The following is a 15,165-nucleotide window of genomic DNA, read 5'->3' as shown; positions in this document are numbered from 1 at the left end:
GCCCTATCCAGTGCTGTTGGTTTTCAACAGACTGACAAACAACTTGGTAGGCGGCTTGAGTCGCGATGGCTGCGCCGGAGTCGGCATGGGAATGAGGCTCAGCTTTGTCCGGCACCGAACAGATGTGCGGGCTGCGAGACGTAGCGAGGGAGAGGGAACATCATGGCTTTCGGGGCCAGCAGGAGAGAACTCAGGCGGCGTTGCGACGAGCTGATCGAGACGCTGCCGATCCGGCCAGGGTTCGAAGTGACAGCGTTCCTGGAGGAGTTGGGCGCGCAGCGGAAGACCCCGCTCGCGTTATGGCGGATGAACGCCACCGGAGCGACACCCAGCGGCATGCTGGTGACCACCGAGGCGATGGACTACCTGTTCGTGGTGCGCGGGACCCCGTGGGCGCACGTCCTGCATATCGTCGCGCACGAACTCGGCCACCTGCTTCTCGGTCACAAGTGCTCGCGTAGCGTGCACGCCTCCGGTGACCGGCGGCAGCCGTGGGGGGAGGTCGAGGCGGAGGAGTTCGCGTACCGCTTCGCGGCCCGAGTGCGGCTGGTGGAACGGCGCCATCGGATGCGCGGGTCCTGTCATGAGGTGCTCGCGGCGTTCGGGTCCCGGAACCATGGGTATCAGTACGGTGTTTGACCTCCACAGTGCAGTGGCATATTTCGCCGCGCTGGTCGCTCTCGGTGAGTGCGTGCGCAAGCTGATCTCCGACCGGCATGTACCTTCCGCACTCAGCCGCGACTACCTCGCGGGCGGGCTGCTGTTCAGTGGAGTCTCGCTTGTGGCCGGCGCCCCGGCCACGATGCGCTGGGGCGACCAGTGCACGGGATTGCCGCACTTCACGTACCTGATTCACTGCCTCGTCACCATGGCCGCCATGGTCTGCATGGCGGGCTTCCTGCGCGCGGTGACCATGACGACGGTCCGGATGCGGACAACTGGTGCTCTGTTCGCTGGATGCGCTGGTGCTCTCGCCGCGTTGTACGTGTCGTCCGGGCCGGCTGATCCGCTGTTCGGGATCTCCGCTCGGCAGCCGGCGTCGCTGGCGTTCACGCTGATCTACCTGGTGTTCATGATCACGTGGATTGTGGCGTTCATCCGGGGAGCTTGGCGAATCTCCCGCGGCACAGACATGGTCGTGCGGTTCGGGATCTTTCTTGCGGTTCTGGGCATGGGGGTCGGGCTGATCGGTCTGGTGTGGAAGGCGATCACGCTGCTGGACACACTCGTTCGCTCTGAGCAGGTGATCCGGAATCCGGGCTTCACACTTCTTGCCGAAGCGTGCGGGGCTGTCCTGTTCGCGGCGGGTTCAGGGTTCGCGTCGGCAGTACGCCGGATCGACGAGTCCAGGGCGAGGAGGCGCACGGAGTCGATCAAGTGCCTCTGGGAACGCCTTCGTCCGGTCTGGTCGCAGTCAGGGCTGTATAACGGCCTAGACGAGTCCGATTTCCGCAGACAGATTGTCCAGGTCTTCGACGCGTGGCTTCTGCTGCGAAGCTATGTCCACCCGGCGCTGCAACACATGATCGCCATCGTGATCGCGGAGCGGCGACTGGGCGCCAGAAGAGGGGCGCGAGTGACCGCCGCGGCGGAACTGCGGGGTGCCTTGGCCGCGTTCGAGAACGGACTGGACGCGGCGGCGCCCGCGCAGAGCGTCGATCCTGCGCCACAACCCACCATGCTGATGGCGGACGAACGACGGGAACTCGACTGGATAGCCGAGGTGGCGCAGGCGTGGACCGACGACGCGGTCACGGAGATCATGGAGCGCGTGCGCCGACGCGGCTACCGGGAGATGCCGCCGATGACCTGTGCCAGTCGGCCACCGCTCCGCCGCGGTGGCTCCGTTCACGAAGACGGCGGCTGATCAGAGGATCGGCTACGGTCGATGGCTTGCAGGATCTCCAGGAAAGCCCTGCGGTGCACGACGTCGTCCTGTCCGAGCGTCTCGACCTCGCGGGGACGGACTCCGGTGAACCCGATCTTGTTCATCAGCTCGTAGGTCCGCCGATTCAGATCGTCGAGCTCGTTGGGATCGTCCAGCAGGTCCTCGAGTTGGCTTGCAGGAACGGAGGGGTCCAGGAGGCGGGCGTCGATGCGCCAGAAGGCGGCCAGCGCGAGCGCTACAGGAGCGCGCAGGTTCCGGGCCTTTCCGGCGGCGTAGTTATAGATCATCGTTCTGCTGAAGCTCGACGTCCCGGTGCGCTGTTCGACCCATGACGCGATCTTCGGGGGATAGATCCGCTTCTGCTTCAAGCCGCGCGGCTTCTCGGCAATCACTTCCGGGTCGAACACAAGCTCGCCGCGCCGCAGGTAGCAGAACGACTCGTTGTCGATCAGGTGCGACAGGCGCTCCGCCAGCGTGTCCAGCGACAGCAGCGTGCTCGTCAGCTCAATTTGCGCTGCCCGTGTACGCAGCGGCAGTGGCGACTCGGCGGGTTCGTCGTTGAGCTCCTCGGCCCGTGTCGCGTTCGCGTCGTCGGCCATCGACATTCCCCCTTTCATTTAGGTGCACACCGTACTCAGGCGATCGTCCCTCGTGCCGACCGGTCGTCTCAGATGCTCACTTTAGTTGACAATTTCGACTGATCGCCTACTGTTGAGGCAGAATAGTCAACAAAGTGAGACGATCTAGTTCTGGTTGATGTGCGCTCGTCCTGGCGTCGACCGGGACTTTCTGTCGCTGGTTCCCGTACCGGCGGCGTGCGTCGTCTCGCGAAAAGTTACCCCGCCTGGGCGATCGCCCAGGCGGGTCCGGTCACTCTCCACCGGATCTCGTCGCCGACAACCCGTCCGGGCCGTCGGCAGGTCCCAGCTGGAGAGGAGGCGGAACTGTGAACCGACAGCGACCGCCGGACGGGCCACCCGCGCGCCGCCCTGCTGAAGGCGTCCAAAGTCAGCCCGACCTCCAAGCGGCCGTCGACGCGGAGATCCTGGTCCGAGGCCGGGCGGCAGGCCAGAACGGCCCGCAGGAGTCGCAGACGGCTCATGGAGCAGACCGTGGTTCCCTGGTCGCCGAGGCGACGGCGCGCGCGGTAGCCGCGACTGTCTGGCAAGGCGCGTTATCGCAGGCCCTGGCCGTCGACTGGACGGAGTTCGGGCGCGTGGTCCCCGTGCTCGCCGCGTCGCCCGGCGCCGGAGCCAGTGTTACGGCCGCGACCGTCGCCGATGCGTTGCAGCTGGCGGGCCAGTCCGTGCTGATGATCGACACCGCCGACCCGAATCGATCCGGCTTGGCGCGAGCCTCGGCCGTTGATGGCCCGCAGGTGCCGGGCCCCCACCCGGCAATCCGAATCCGGTTCTCCTGGCGCGCCCAAGCCCTGCTGGCGCGGACGGAGACAACTCTTCCGGTCCTGGCACCGGGAATGCTTCCCGCTCCGCGGTTCTGGCGCCCAGGACCGCGCAGGATCGATGTCACGGTTGTCGACATCGGCCACGACCCCTGGCGCGTAGGCGCGCATCCTCTCGCGGGTGCCGGGGCGTGGCTGCACGCAGGAAACCCTGCCCCTGTTCCGATTCTCGCTGTCCGTCCGAGCGCCCCGTCACTGGCCCACGCTGAACAAGTCCTCGCCCGCTTCGAGACCTGGACTCGGCTCGGCACCATCGCACCCCCGGCACAGTTGGTGGTGGTGGGGGCTCGCCGATGGCCCGCCACCGTTACGGCTACTGCGGGAATACGGGTACAGAAGCTTCTCGACAACGCCATCTTCCTTCGGCCCGATCCCGAGCTGGCCGCTCACGGTGTGACCGCCGACGTCACACCTTCCCGCGTTCGCGCCGCCGCGCTCCCGATGCTGCGGCGGCTCGAACTGCTACCCACCGACAAGCCCTCCCGGCTCCGTACGCCCGGTCCGAAAGACCAGGCCCGTGACAAGGGAGGGCGCGCACATGAACGCCCACACCATCGTGGAATGGCTGAACCAGCAACCGACACCACCACCTAGTCCGTCTCCTCTTCCCAACCCTGTTCCTGAGGAACCACCGGGCGCCAAGGCGATCCTCGGCCTCCTCAACAACGTCAAGTGGGCTGCAGGAGTCGCTTTGATGGCGGCGTTCTTCATCGGCCTCACCGTCTGGGCCGGCGGCCGCTGGGTCGACCACCACCGCGCGGGGAAGGTGGGCCTGGTCATGATGCTCTGTGCCATCGGCGGAGCCATCCTGTATGGGATCGGCTACTCGCTGATCGACGGATTCTCCAAGGGGTGAGCGACATGTTCACCCATGACGCCGATCGGCGCCCCCGCCGCGCTCGCATGATGATTCTCGCCCTCCTCCTGGGTTTGCTGTCCGCGGTGGGGCTAGCCGCCGGGCTGGTCATCGCGAACTCCAGGTCGACCTCACCAACACCAGCGGATCCCAGGCGCCCTTCTGCGCCTGGCAAAGTCACGACACTGGAGCCCGAGCCCAGCCCGGAACCCGGCTGGGACGTTGTGGCGCAGAAGAAACTGGCGCTGCGCCCGATGCTGCGCCTGCCCGGAGAGGCGGCACAACCTCATCCGCTCAGCCCGCAGGCCGGGCCGGAACTCCGGATCCCGGAACCGACCTACACGACCGGAGCGTGGATCCCCGGTGGATTCCCGGGAACAGCTGAGGGAGCCCTCGCCCAGCTGAAAGCAGCGGACGAGATCGGCCTCCGAGGAGGAGACCCGGCGGTCTACGACCGGGCGTACGCCGATATCGCGCTATCCGGGGCTCCCGTCGTCGACCGAACGGGGCTGCACACCCTGCTGAAGACCTTCCGCATGCGCGCCGGAATCGCGCCCGGTGAGTCGAAACCCGGCTTGACGGTCACCTACGACGTGACCCACGGGCAAATCAAGGGAACGACAGACCAAGGTCGATACGCCGTCGTCTGTGTGCTCGGAATCCTTACCTTCGACTACAAAGGACAGTCCAGGTCCATGGGAGTCGGTGACTGCCAAGCGATGCGCTGGACCGGCGACACCTGGCGGATCAGCACCGGCAACCAAGCCGCGATGGCATCAAACGCCTGGCCAGGGAGCACCGAGTCCGTACAGGCTGGCTATCGCAGCCTTGGCGGTGCTCCGCGATGACTCCGGAAGACATCTTCGTCTGGCTGGGACAGGCAGCCGGCGATCTGGTCGGCGGTCTCGCGTCCACGGTCTTCGAAGGAGCCATGCAGGGAATCTGGATCGCGGCACTGTGGTTGCTGCGCGAAGCGTTCACGCTGGTCGACTGGCTCTCGACGTTCACGGTGTCGACCACCGACGGTCCTGTCGGGATGTTGTGGCCGATGATGCTGTGGTTCGGGGGCGTCATCGCGCTTGGCCTGTTCTTCTGGCAGATCACCGTGTCGGTCTTGCGCGGAGGCCGCGGTTTCACCCGCGTGATGTCCGGACCCTTCCAGTACGGTGCTGCTTTGGCGGTGACCGTCGGCGCCATCGCCGGATTTCTCGCTGCGGCGGACGGAGCCACGACCGGAATCTTGAATGTCCTGCACGTGGGGAACTTCAGTGACGCGCTGAAGGTGCTGGGTCTGGTCGACGCTGGAACCGACACGGTGAAAGCTGTCGTGCTCGGGCTGACCGCGATCTTCGGCCTCGTGCCCGCGGTGCTGGGCTTCGCGATGGAGATGGTCTTCCGCGAAGCCGCCATCTATCTGCTGACGGCGACCGTGCCGATCATCGCGGCCGGGCTCATCGCGAACACGACCGCCGTGTGGTTCTGGCGCGGCACGCGCTGGGTACTGGCGATCGTCTTCATCAAGCCAGGCATCGCTGTGGTCCTGGTGATCGGCGTCGGAGCGACCGGTGAGGCGAAGGGGCTGTCGGGTCTGCTCGCCGGGATCGCGATCCTGTGGATGTCCGTGTGGGTTCCGCTCGTGCTGTTCAAGCTGTTCGCCTTTATCGACCCCAACACCGAAGCCGGCGCGGCGGTGCGCGGAGCGTTCTCCGATGCCGGGATGGACTCCTACGGGCCCGACAGCCCAGGGGCCAAAGCGAACTCAGCTGCCATCAACGCGGCCAAGAAGAAACTGTTCGGCGGTTCTGACGACGCCGATGAAACCGGCACCACCGACGACTCGGAGTCGGCGAACACCGACCGCTTCGACTCCGCCACGGACGACGCCGATCCGGACGAGTCGGACGATCCCGGTAGCCCGGCGGCGGAAGAGAGCGACAGCGAGTCCGACCGAAGTGGACCTGACGAAGGCTCGATCAGCACCGGGGACAATGATTCCCCATCGACGCCCGATCCGGACATCGACGCCGGCGAGACCATCGAGCCAGGGGGCGGAACCAGGGACGAACCCTCGGAAGCCGAGGCGGCGGACGCGGCTGCCGGGGTGCTGCCTGAGGCGGCTGCCGCGTCCGCCGTCGAGATCGCGGTCGAGGACGGGAGCGACGACGAGGGCGGCGACCCGAACGCGGGGAAGGTCCTCGAATGACCAGCCGCGTGTACCGGGGGCTGTCACGACGCGAACACGACGGCTGGATACTCGGCCTCACCCCGGCGCAGGCTCTCACGTGCGTCCTGCTCGCCGTGCCGGTGGTGATCACCCTGTCCGCAGGCGAGATCACCAAGTCACTGGTCATCGCCTGCGTCAGCTGCCCGCTCGCGGCGCTGGTCGTTGTGCCTGTACGCGGACGGACAGCCGCGCGCTGGCTCGCTCATCTGCTGCTGTTCCAGGTCGGTGCCGCCTTCGGCTGGACGCGCTGGCAAACGCGCGCCACCACCGGTCAGGTCGATCCCGACGAGCCGGACCTGCCCGGCACGCTGGCCCGGGTGCGATTCCCGGACGGGCCACCGCTGCGCGACCAAGGACGTGTCTGCCTGATCCACGACACCGGCGAAGGACGGTGGGGCGCGACAGCGCGCCTGTCCCACTCCGGAGTGGGGATGCTGTCGGACCACGAATGCGAGCTGCTGGCGGCGCGGCTGGGCAACCTGCTCGAAGCCCTCGGACAGCGTGAAGTCATCGACCGCATGTCGCTGCTCGTGCGGACCGTCCCCGACGACGGCGCCGACTACCGCGCTTGGCGGGCACGCAACGAAATCACACCAGCGCCACGACTCGCGGCCGAGACGACCAGGGAACTGGACCGCACCATCGGCCTGCCCTCGGTGCGCCACGAGATCTTCGTGACGATCAGCGGGCGCGAAGACACCCTCCGGCGGCCCGCCATCGCCGCAGGCGGCGGAGCCAACGGCCGTGCCCTCGTGCTCTATCGCGTCCTGGACAGCCTCGACGAACGGTTCCGCGCCCTCGGCGCCCACAGCGTTCGCTGGCTGTCCGGTGGTCACTTGGCCGAAGCGATCCGCACTGGGTTCAACCCGGCGACAGCGGCGATCCTGAACGCGAGCCACAACCAGGGCGACGCTAGGGCCGCGCTACCGTGGGCGGCCGCCGGGCCGGCCCACGCACCCGTGCCGTCCGCGCGGGCCTATCACCACGATGGCTTCTCCACCGTGTCTTACGCGGTACTGATGCCACACCGCGGCACGACATTCGGCTCGCTCAGCTCCCTGCTCGCAGTGAAGACACCAGGCGAACGCCGCAGTCTCGCTGTGCACTACGAGATCATGCCCGCAGGCCGCGCGCATCGCGCCGTGCGCGGCACCCGATTCCGCACGCGCGTCATGCGGGACTGGAAGGCATCCAAAGGATTCGCCGCCAGCGCCGAGGACCGCCATGAAGCCCGGCGCGCGAGCCTCCAGGAGGACGCGATCGCGTCCGGCCACGGCATGGTCCGGTTCGCGGTCACGACCGCGGTCACAGTGCCCGCGACCTGGCCGGTCGAAGACCACGCAGCCCGGCTGGAAAGTGCTATCGCGGGACGATTTCGGCTGCTGCGCATGGAACTCGCACAGGATGCCGGGTTCGTCGCTGCAGTTCTTCCGCTCGGCATCGGGCTGCCCAGGCTGCGCGGAGGTGGGTGGTGACCCGCGATCACGCAGCCTCCGAACGGTCGGTGCGAGACCTGCTCTCCACCTTCGGCACGCCCCCCGTAGTGAAAAGGCCCGACCAGCAGCACACACGGCGCCGTGAGGCGGTCAATCGAGCGATCGCGCCCCGGCGCGGCCGCCGCCGTCCAGGGCACGGATGGTCACCTGTACCGCCGCCTCTCGCCGTGTACCAGGCCAGCACACACGAAGTCGGAGGCGTGTTTCCGCTCCTGGTGTCCAGCCCAATGCCCGCTGTCGGAGCGCGGATCGGCTACGACGTCACCGCCGGCGGAGCCTTCTACTTTCACCCCGTCGACGCCGTCCTCAACGGAACGTGCACGAACCCGAACGTCGTCGTCTTCGGCGAGCCTGGCACCGGGAAGAGCTCCACCGTCGTCGCCGCCATGCTGCGCATGATGCCCTTCGGCGTCAAGACCTTGATCAGCGGCGACGTGAAGGGCGAGTACACGCCAGTCCTGAAAGCACTGGGAGCCACGCCGATCGTGCTCGGCCCCGGCAGCCCGGCTCGCGTGAACGCTCTTGACCTAGGCCCGCTCACGGCGCGCTGGGACACCTGGACCGCAAGGCGACAGCGCAGCGAGCTCACCTGGATCCTCGGCCGCTGGGTACAACTGCTCACCGCGCTCGCCGAAGCCCAAGGGTACGCCGCTACCGTGACCGACGAAGCCGTCCTGGCCGCCGTGTTGCGCCGCGCCGTCGGCGCCGCGGACGCCAACACCCGGCTCCGCCCGATCACCATCCCCGACGTACACCGCGCCCTGGCCGACCCTCCCGACGAACTCTGGCGCGAGAGCAGGTTCGCCGACCGGCGACAGTTCCTCGACCACTTGCGCCCCATCACCGACGCACTGAACAACCTGGTCTCCGGACCGCTCGCCGGAATGTTCGACGCCGCGACCAACGTGGAACTCGACTGGGACGCCCCCGCGCAATCGATGGACCTGTCCCGGCTGGACAGCCGCGGAGACAAAGCAGTCGCCGTCGCCCTGACCTGCCTCGGATCATGGTCGGCCATCGCCACCGACCTCCAGGACGACGGCGAGATCCGCATCGTCGTCCGCGACGAGGTATGGCGCCAGATGCGCCTAGGAGTCCGCGCACTGATGTCCTTCGACAGCGAACTGCGCCTCTCCCGCAAACACAAGATCATCCAGATCGCGCTCGTGCACAAACCCGCAGACTTCCTCACCGTCGGCGACGCCGGCTCCCAGGCGGCGTCGATCGCCCGCGACATGCTCAGCCTGTTCAGCACACGAGTCCTCTTCGGGCAGACAACGCGTGTCGCTACCGAACTTGGCGACGCGCTATCACTGGCGGAGAAGGAACGATTAGCAATTTCCGGATGGGCCAACCACCGCCGCGGGCGCGCACTGTGGAAGACGGAAAACCAGACCGGACGCAAAGTGCAGACCGTGCTCAGTGCCGTCGAACGGCGTCACTTCGACACCAATATCCAACTGCGAAGCACTTACCGAAATAGTCGCCGCGAGACCTCCCGGAATTCTGGCGCCGCCGACGTAGCGTCCGGGAGTATAGGCGCCCGCGACAATCAATCTGTTGAGACGTAGAGGGTGGGCCAATGGGCAACGCAAGGATTCGACTTCAGCCTCTTTCGAACCTGCATGAAGCCAGAGAGGTTCACGTGGGATGGGATCACGCGCTTCAGACCTACTATGCGCACGTGTACAACGGCATCGACGCCGCTGGGCACGAGAACTTCGCCTTGAAACTCGGAACCAGGTTCGAGGAGATCACTAGTCCTCACGTGGTAGTCGAAGCAGTCGGTCCCTACGCCGACGTGCCCACTGAACTTGATCACATCCTCGACGTCGGGCGAAGGCTTCCTAGCTCAACCTTTACAGACCTGCGTGAAGACTCCCGGATATACCAGAACGAACAGCGATACAACGACAAGATGAGTGAACTGTATCGACCCGGAGGTTTCGCCACGCAACTGTCGCACGAACAAGTGAACCCCATTCTGGCCGAGCACGGCTGGACCAGAAGCGAAGTCGGCCTGATCAACGACGGGCATGTGGAGACCTATGTCAGAAACGGGCACGAACTTACGATCCCGTGGGGATGGCCAGATTCGCGCCACGACACCGAGCAATTACTGAGCCCGATCACAATCGACGGCCAAAGATATGGCGTATCAACGCCAGAAGCGCTAGCCAAGACCCTTGCGCATGTCCGAAACAACCCGGTCCCCGTACGGCGTGATGCCGCGGCAGAGCGCGATACTGTCGACGAAAACGATCTGATGGAACTCGACACCGTGCTACGCGAAGAGCCGCCCGACGACGACCTCAGCACTGGTACCGGATTGAGCTACTGATGGCCCAAGGAGGACGCTACGCCAGCGGAGAACGCAAAGGCTTTGGTGCCTGCATTCTCCTTGCCATCGTGATGCAGATTATGGCACCGATCGCGACACTCAGCCTCGCGATCATCGTCGGCGGCGCCGCCGCACCGGTCTGCGAGCCGCCGGAAACCGGTATCGGCCGGATCGTCAAAGACCCCACCCCCACGCCGTCAGCCGAACAACTGGACATCGCCCGCACGATCGTTACAGTCGTCCGGCAGCGTGGCCTGCCTCGCAGAGCAGCCGTTCTGGCCATCTCGACCGGTCTCGTGGAATCCAAACTGGCCAACCTGACCCACGGAGACCGTGACTCCCTCGGCGTCTTCCAACAGCGCCCCTCCCAGGGCTGGGGCACACCGGCACAGATCCTCAACCCGGTCTACGCCACAAACGCGTTCCTCAACCGGCTGGTCGCCATCCCCGGCTGGGACACCCTGCCGCCAGGGCAAGCACAGCAACGCGTCCAACGTTCCGGATTCCCGGATCGGTACGCGCCGCGCGAATCCGAGGCAGCGCGCATCACCGACGCGGTGTGGAAGGGCACCGTGCCGCCGGGTGTCCCTGCTCGGCAGCCGACCGAGATCGCGGACCTGCCTGCAGGCTGCGCCGATGACGGTGGATCGGACATCCCGATCAGCCCGAACGAGGCAGACCGGACCAAACTGCCCACAGGCTTCCAATACCCGGCCGATCCCCGCCAGCGCGCCGCAGTCACCTATGCCATCGCGCAGCTGGGAAAACCCTACGTGTGGGGCGGAAAAGGCCCCAGCGGATTCGATTGCTCCGGGCTCATGCTCGCCGCGTGGGCGTCCGCCGGTGTCGCGATCCCGGCCGGAACGGTCAGCCAAGTCCACGCCGGACACGCTGTCCCCGGCCTGAACCAGGTCCAACCCGGCGACCTGCTGTTCATTCCCGGATCCCTTGGCACACCAGCCAATCCGCGCCATGTCGGCATGTACGCCGGTCACGGCCTGATCGTGAACGCCTACGACTCCAGCACCGGCGTGATCCTCGAACCGCTGTCCGCGTGGAGCGGAAAGATCGTGATGATCCGCCGCGTCACGGACCCCAGCACGCCCTCCCCGAACTCGGGAGGGAGACCGCCAGATGGGCAACAACCCGGCCCGCGTCAGCGGCATGGACCGCGACGCAGTCCTCATGGGCCTGATCATCGCCGCGCTCACGCTGATTGTGACCATTGCGGCCGCGATCAACACCGCCGCAGCCATGACATGCGGCATTGCCGGTAGCGGCTGGTCCTGGCCACCGTTTCTGTCATGGGTGCCGAACGCGAGCCGCATCATCGCAGCGCCCGCCAGCCCCGGAACGCACCTGCGAGAACCGTGGGCCTCGGCCCTCGACGATCACGTTGTCGTGTTCTGGTCAGTCACCGCACTGCTGGTAGGACTGATCGCGGCAGCCGGCGTGACACTCGCGGTGGTCGGGCGACGACGCTGGCGGCCGGTGAAACCCGGTCACGCCACCCGCCGGGACATGCGCAAGACCCTGTCACCACGCCGCGCCCGCGCCACCGCCGTCTGGACCCGCGGCGACCTCACCACGCAACAGCGTAAGGCCGCCGACCTCACGGAGGTCGCCGTTCCACTGCACCGCGGACCGAACCACCAGCTGCTCGTGACCTCCCTGGAGAACCCGACCGGGGTGATCGCGCCAACCCGCTCCGGGAAAAGCCGCACCGACCTCATCCACAAGGTGCTCGCCGCACCCGGTGCCCTGTACGCCTCCACCACGAAACCCGATCTCGCCGAATGGGCGATGCTCGCACGCACACGACGGCCCAACGCCGGGCCGGTACTGCTGTGCGACGCGACCGGCACCGTCAACTGGCCCGCTCGCGTGCGCTGGTCACCGATCACCGGCTGCCACGACCCATCCGTAGCGCTGCGCCGCGCCGAAACGCTCATCGAAGCGTCATCGCTCGACCTGCGAGAGACCGGCGGCAACGACAAGGTCTTCCGCGGCCGCGCCTCGATCGTCCTTCAGGCTTACCTGCTCGCCGCCGCACTACACCAGCGGACCGTCACCGATCTCGTCAGCTGGGCGATCACCAAACCCGCCGACCAAGAGCCCGTCGAACTGCTCAGCACCCGCTACCCGGACTTCGCCTACAACCTCCGCTCGGAGATAGGCATGGTTGCCGAGACCTCCGACGCGGTCTGGATGTCGGTCCGCCGTGCGCTCGAACCCTTCATGAACCCCGCGATCCGCGCGTTCGCCACACCACCTCCAGGCGAAGAACTCGACATCCGGGACTTCCTGCTGCGCAAAGGATCCATGTTCGTCATCGCAGGCGAACACCAAGCACCGCAAGCCCGGCCCGTGCTGACCGCGCTCGGGGAACAGCTAATCACCACAGGGCAGGACCTCGCACTCGAGCAAGACCGCCGGCGGCTGGAACCCGCCGCCAGCATGATCTTTGACGAACTCTTCGACGGAACACCGGTACCGCGACTTCCCGGACTGCTCGCCGACACCTCCGGACGCGGCGTGCTCATCCACTGGTCCGCGCAGTCCCGCTCCCAGCTCGACGAACTCTACGGCGAGCACGGCCGACGACAGCTGATCGACAACACCCTGACCCTGACGGCCTTCGACAGCATCAAGGACGACAAGACACTCGAATGGCTGTCCACCCTCGCGGGCCACCACCGACGCAAGACCTACCAGCAGCACAGCGACGGCTGGCTCGGCGCCGGCCGCACCGCCACCGGCGCGGAAGACGCCTTGACCTACCGGCCAGGCGCCATCCGAACGCTCGACAAAGGCCGCGTCCTGATCATCCACGCCAATCTGCGCCCCATCCTCGGCCGCACTGTCGACGTATCCCAACGACCGGACTGGGACCAGCTCAGCGCCGACGTCGACACCATCCGTTCAGGCACCGCCCAGATCACCACCGACGGCTACACCTACCAGCGGGCCCAGCAACTGCGTACCGCCGCCGCGATCGGCGGATTGTGATGAGCGACGACGACATCCCACAGCCCGCGCCGCGACACCCGTACGACAGCAACGGTGATGAAGCCAATCGCCGCGATCTTGCTGAAGAGGACACATTAGAGCAACAGATCACGGCACTCCAGGCCGCAGTCGGCTACCTCAAACGACAGGTCGCACAGCAGCACGACCTCGCCAAGGATCTTGCGATACAACTGCAGAAACTCGTCGCCGAGGACGAGGTGGACCCGGACCAGAGAAAGAACCGGCCAGCTCCATGGGTCCCTTTCGATCCACCTGGGACCGTCCACCCCGCGGGAGCCCGCGACCCTCTGGTCGGTATCGCACTGTTCGTCGACTTCTACAACTCGACCTACGTCGGCCTGCCCGGCTCCCGGGCGATCGCCATCCCCGACTGCTGGCTGAGCCATCCGGGCCTCGTGGCCGAGATCGCCACGCTCGCCTACTTCTGGCGCGCGGCAAACACCGGCCCCAGAGCAAACGTCAAAGAAGCCCAGTACTGGCACCACACCTTCCGGCCCGGATTCGCGGCACGCCTGGCCGGCGAATGGACCCACGCGCACTGCCGTGCCAACAGCCACAAAGACGCAGGCGCGCCAGCACGACCTGACCGCTACACCACGCCCGGAAACAGCAACGTCGACAACGCCGCGGTGGACGGCCAAGGCCCCCAGGCCGAGAGCGCCTCTTAGCGCGCGCGAGCGAGCGGCACCAGCGATTGGCAGGTGCGGAAGGAGGAACAAACGATGGCGTACCAGGGCAACCGTGTCTCCCTCACGCCACGGGACACGGCAGCGAACCCAGACATGGAAGTCGTCGTGGGTTGGGACCGTGGAATGCAAACCTACTTCGCCCAAGTCTTCAACGGCGTCAACGAATACGGCGAAGACGTCATGCCCGTCGACATGGGCAATCGGACCGGTGAGATCACCTACCCCGGCGCCGTCATCGACGCCGTCCGACCGTTCGCGGAGGTGCCTGACGACCTCGGGCGAGTGCTCGCCGCTCAACGAGAAGCCGACACCTCAACCTACGGCCAGCTTCGACAGGAAGCCGGACACGTGGCACGAACCGCTGATCTCGCGGGGATAGACATCAGCGTCGCGTTGCACATGACCCCGCGAGCGGAGACACGCACACAGGCGTTCGAGCCTGAGGACGACGATCTCGACGGAGGTGAGGACGTTGGACACCGCATGGGCTACTGACCCCAGATTAGGCCAGCTCGGACGCAGGACCGCGGAGATCACAAGAGAGACGAGTGCTGGCCAGAACACCACGGGGACATGGCAAGCCTGCGCCTCGAGAGGCTGTATCGGAGTCGCCGTTACGCCACGTTCTGCGTTGGCTCCCCAGAAGCGGGACAGCCGGCCATGACGGAAAGCATGCGGGACAAAGAGAATGAGTTCGTTCGACACGAGGCAGGCAACGCCATCGGCGAGTACGAAGCACTGACCGCCGCCGGTGTGGCCGACCCGATCGCTCGTCAGCAAGCGACGATCGGCAGCCCCTTGACCTATGACGGCAGGACGGTCGCTGAACACGCGATCAGCCGGTACACCCACCTGCTTGACCAGCCCATCGGACGCGACGACGCCAGGGAACATGCCGCCGCAGCGACCAGCGGCGCACTGACAGACTTCCACGACCATGACGTCACTGCGGGCGCGTACATCGACGAGGAGCTGCTCTCCGACCTCGAAGACCCCTTGATTCCTGGGGCCGACGAGGAGCTTGGTGGCGGGCTCAGCTGCTCCTAATCCCTTTGGCTGTGGCGAACGGCCCGTGGTTGGTGTGGTCGGCGTACAAGAACCGTTGGCGGTACAGGCGCGGGCCCGGCGCGCTGAGGGGGAGGGAGTGCGCCGGGCCCGCGACCTTGAGGCTACCGCCCG

Annotated in this window: 14 protein-coding genes; 13 read left to right on the top strand and 1 reads right to left on the bottom strand. The window is 66.5% G+C overall.

The window, feature by feature from the left end:
• Nucleotides 1-162: 162 nt before the first annotated feature.
• Nucleotides 163-639, top strand: coding sequence for an ImmA/IrrE family metallo-endopeptidase (locus AMYAL_RS48075; RefSeq protein WP_020636276.1), 477 nt, complete (start codon nt 163-165; stop codon nt 637-639).
• 52 nt (nt 640-691) lie between these two features.
• The gene (locus AMYAL_RS0136675) at nt 692-1,867 is read left to right on the top strand and encodes a DUF6545 domain-containing protein (protein ID WP_143267962.1); all 1,176 of its coding nucleotides are present in this window, start codon (nt 692-694) and stop codon (nt 1,865-1,867) included.
• Here AMYAL_RS0136675 and AMYAL_RS0136670 read toward each other — a convergent pair.
• Complete coding sequence (locus AMYAL_RS0136670; RefSeq protein ID WP_143267961.1) at nt 1,849-2,487, bottom strand: hypothetical protein; 639 nt, start codon at nt 2,485-2,487, stop codon at nt 1,849-1,851. The genes AMYAL_RS0136675 and AMYAL_RS0136670 overlap by 19 nt on opposite strands.
• A gap of 1,401 nt (nt 2,488-3,888) precedes the next feature.
• On the opposite strand from AMYAL_RS0136670, the gene AMYAL_RS49645 reads away from it, so the two are divergent.
• The 11 genes from AMYAL_RS49645 to AMYAL_RS0136610 all read left to right on the top strand — a co-directional run bounded on the left by AMYAL_RS49645 (nt 3,889) and on the right by AMYAL_RS0136610 (nt 15,033).
• The gene (locus tag AMYAL_RS49645; RefSeq protein ID WP_143267960.1) at nt 3,889-4,206 is read left to right on the top strand and encodes a hypothetical protein; all 318 of its coding nucleotides are present in this window, start codon (nt 3,889-3,891) and stop codon (nt 4,204-4,206) included.
• Nucleotides 4,207-4,430: 224 nt separating this feature from the next.
• Nucleotides 4,431-5,054, top strand: coding sequence for a hypothetical protein (locus AMYAL_RS0136655; protein ID WP_020636271.1), 624 nt, complete (start codon nt 4,431-4,433; stop codon nt 5,052-5,054).
• Nucleotides 5,051-6,409, top strand: coding sequence for a hypothetical protein (locus tag AMYAL_RS0136650; protein ID WP_020636270.1), 1,359 nt, complete (start codon nt 5,051-5,053; stop codon nt 6,407-6,409). The genes AMYAL_RS0136655 and AMYAL_RS0136650 overlap by 4 nt, the downstream gene beginning before the upstream one ends.
• Entirely contained in the window at nt 6,406-7,905 is a 1,500-nt protein-coding gene (locus AMYAL_RS0136645; RefSeq protein WP_020636269.1) for an SCO6880 family protein, read from the top strand. Before AMYAL_RS0136650 ends, AMYAL_RS0136645 begins: the two co-directional genes overlap by 4 nt.
• Nucleotides 7,906-8,312: 407 nt before the next feature.
• Nucleotides 8,313-9,497 (top strand): ATP-binding protein, encoded by a 1,185-nt coding sequence (locus tag AMYAL_RS0136640; protein WP_209447275.1) that lies wholly within the window; start codon nt 8,313-8,315, stop codon nt 9,495-9,497.
• A 113-nt stretch (nt 9,498-9,610) separates the two neighbouring features.
• Nucleotides 9,611-10,267, top strand: a complete 657-nt coding sequence (locus AMYAL_RS0136635; RefSeq protein ID WP_143267959.1) for a hypothetical protein — start codon at nt 9,611-9,613, stop codon at nt 10,265-10,267.
• Nucleotides 10,267-11,544: a C40 family peptidase gene (locus AMYAL_RS50595; protein WP_245193254.1), complete on the top strand. Its 1,278-nt coding sequence runs from the start codon at nt 10,267-10,269 to the stop codon at nt 11,542-11,544. Before AMYAL_RS0136635 ends, AMYAL_RS50595 begins: the two co-directional genes overlap by 1 nt.
• Nucleotides 11,432-13,276: a type IV secretory system conjugative DNA transfer family protein gene (locus AMYAL_RS0136625; RefSeq protein WP_245193412.1), complete on the top strand. Its 1,845-nt coding sequence runs from the start codon at nt 11,432-11,434 to the stop codon at nt 13,274-13,276. The genes AMYAL_RS50595 and AMYAL_RS0136625 overlap by 113 nt, the downstream gene beginning before the upstream one ends.
• Nucleotides 13,276-13,965 carry a hypothetical protein gene (locus AMYAL_RS0136620; RefSeq protein ID WP_020636264.1) on the top strand — a complete coding sequence of 230 codons (690 nt, stop codon included), beginning with the start codon at nt 13,276-13,278 and terminating at the stop codon, nt 13,963-13,965. The genes AMYAL_RS0136625 and AMYAL_RS0136620 overlap by 1 nt, the downstream gene beginning before the upstream one ends.
• Nucleotides 13,966-14,019: 54 nt before the next feature.
• Nucleotides 14,020-14,481 carry a hypothetical protein gene (locus AMYAL_RS48070; RefSeq protein WP_020636263.1) on the top strand — a complete coding sequence of 154 codons (462 nt, stop codon included), beginning with the start codon at nt 14,020-14,022 and terminating at the stop codon, nt 14,479-14,481.
• Nucleotides 14,482-14,646: 165 nt separating this feature from the next.
• On the top strand, nt 14,647-15,033 hold the full coding sequence (locus tag AMYAL_RS0136610; protein WP_020636262.1) for a hypothetical protein: 387 nt from the start codon (nt 14,647-14,649) through the stop codon (nt 15,031-15,033).
• Nucleotides 15,034-15,165: the final 132 nt, after the last annotated feature.

The sequence above is a fragment of the Amycolatopsis alba DSM 44262 genome (assembly GCF_000384215.1).
GTDB classification, from domain to species: Bacteria; Actinomycetota; Actinomycetes; order Mycobacteriales; family Pseudonocardiaceae; genus Amycolatopsis; species Amycolatopsis alba.
Note: the sequence above shows the minus strand (reverse complement) of the source record. Positions and strands in the feature narration are given on the sequence as shown.

Bases quoted from the DNA above. Each gene is read 5' to 3' on its own strand.
- AMYAL_RS48075 (WP_020636276.1), top strand. From the start codon at position 163: ATGGCTTTCGGGGCCAGCAGGAGAGAACTCAGGCGGCGTTGCGACGAG.
- AMYAL_RS0136670 (WP_143267961.1), bottom strand. From the start codon at position 2,487: ATGGCCGACGACGCGAACGCGACACGGGCCGAGGAGCTCAACGACGAA.
- AMYAL_RS49645 (WP_143267960.1), top strand. From the start codon at position 3,889: ATGAACGCCCACACCATCGTGGAATGGCTGAACCAGCAACCGACACCA.
- AMYAL_RS0136650 (WP_020636270.1), top strand. From the start codon at position 5,051: ATGACTCCGGAAGACATCTTCGTCTGGCTGGGACAGGCAGCCGGCGAT.
- AMYAL_RS0136645 (WP_020636269.1), top strand. From the start codon at position 6,406: ATGACCAGCCGCGTGTACCGGGGGCTGTCACGACGCGAACACGACGGC.
- AMYAL_RS0136640 (WP_209447275.1), top strand. From the start codon at position 8,313: ATGCTGCGCATGATGCCCTTCGGCGTCAAGACCTTGATCAGCGGCGAC.
- AMYAL_RS50595 (WP_245193254.1), top strand. From the start codon at position 10,267: ATGGCCCAAGGAGGACGCTACGCCAGCGGAGAACGCAAAGGCTTTGGT.
- AMYAL_RS0136625 (WP_245193412.1), top strand. From the start codon at position 11,432: ATGGACCGCGACGCAGTCCTCATGGGCCTGATCATCGCCGCGCTCACG.
- AMYAL_RS0136620 (WP_020636264.1), top strand. From the start codon at position 13,276: ATGAGCGACGACGACATCCCACAGCCCGCGCCGCGACACCCGTACGAC.
- AMYAL_RS48070 (WP_020636263.1), top strand. From the start codon at position 14,020: ATGGCGTACCAGGGCAACCGTGTCTCCCTCACGCCACGGGACACGGCA.
- AMYAL_RS0136610 (WP_020636262.1), top strand. From the start codon at position 14,647: ATGACGGAAAGCATGCGGGACAAAGAGAATGAGTTCGTTCGACACGAG.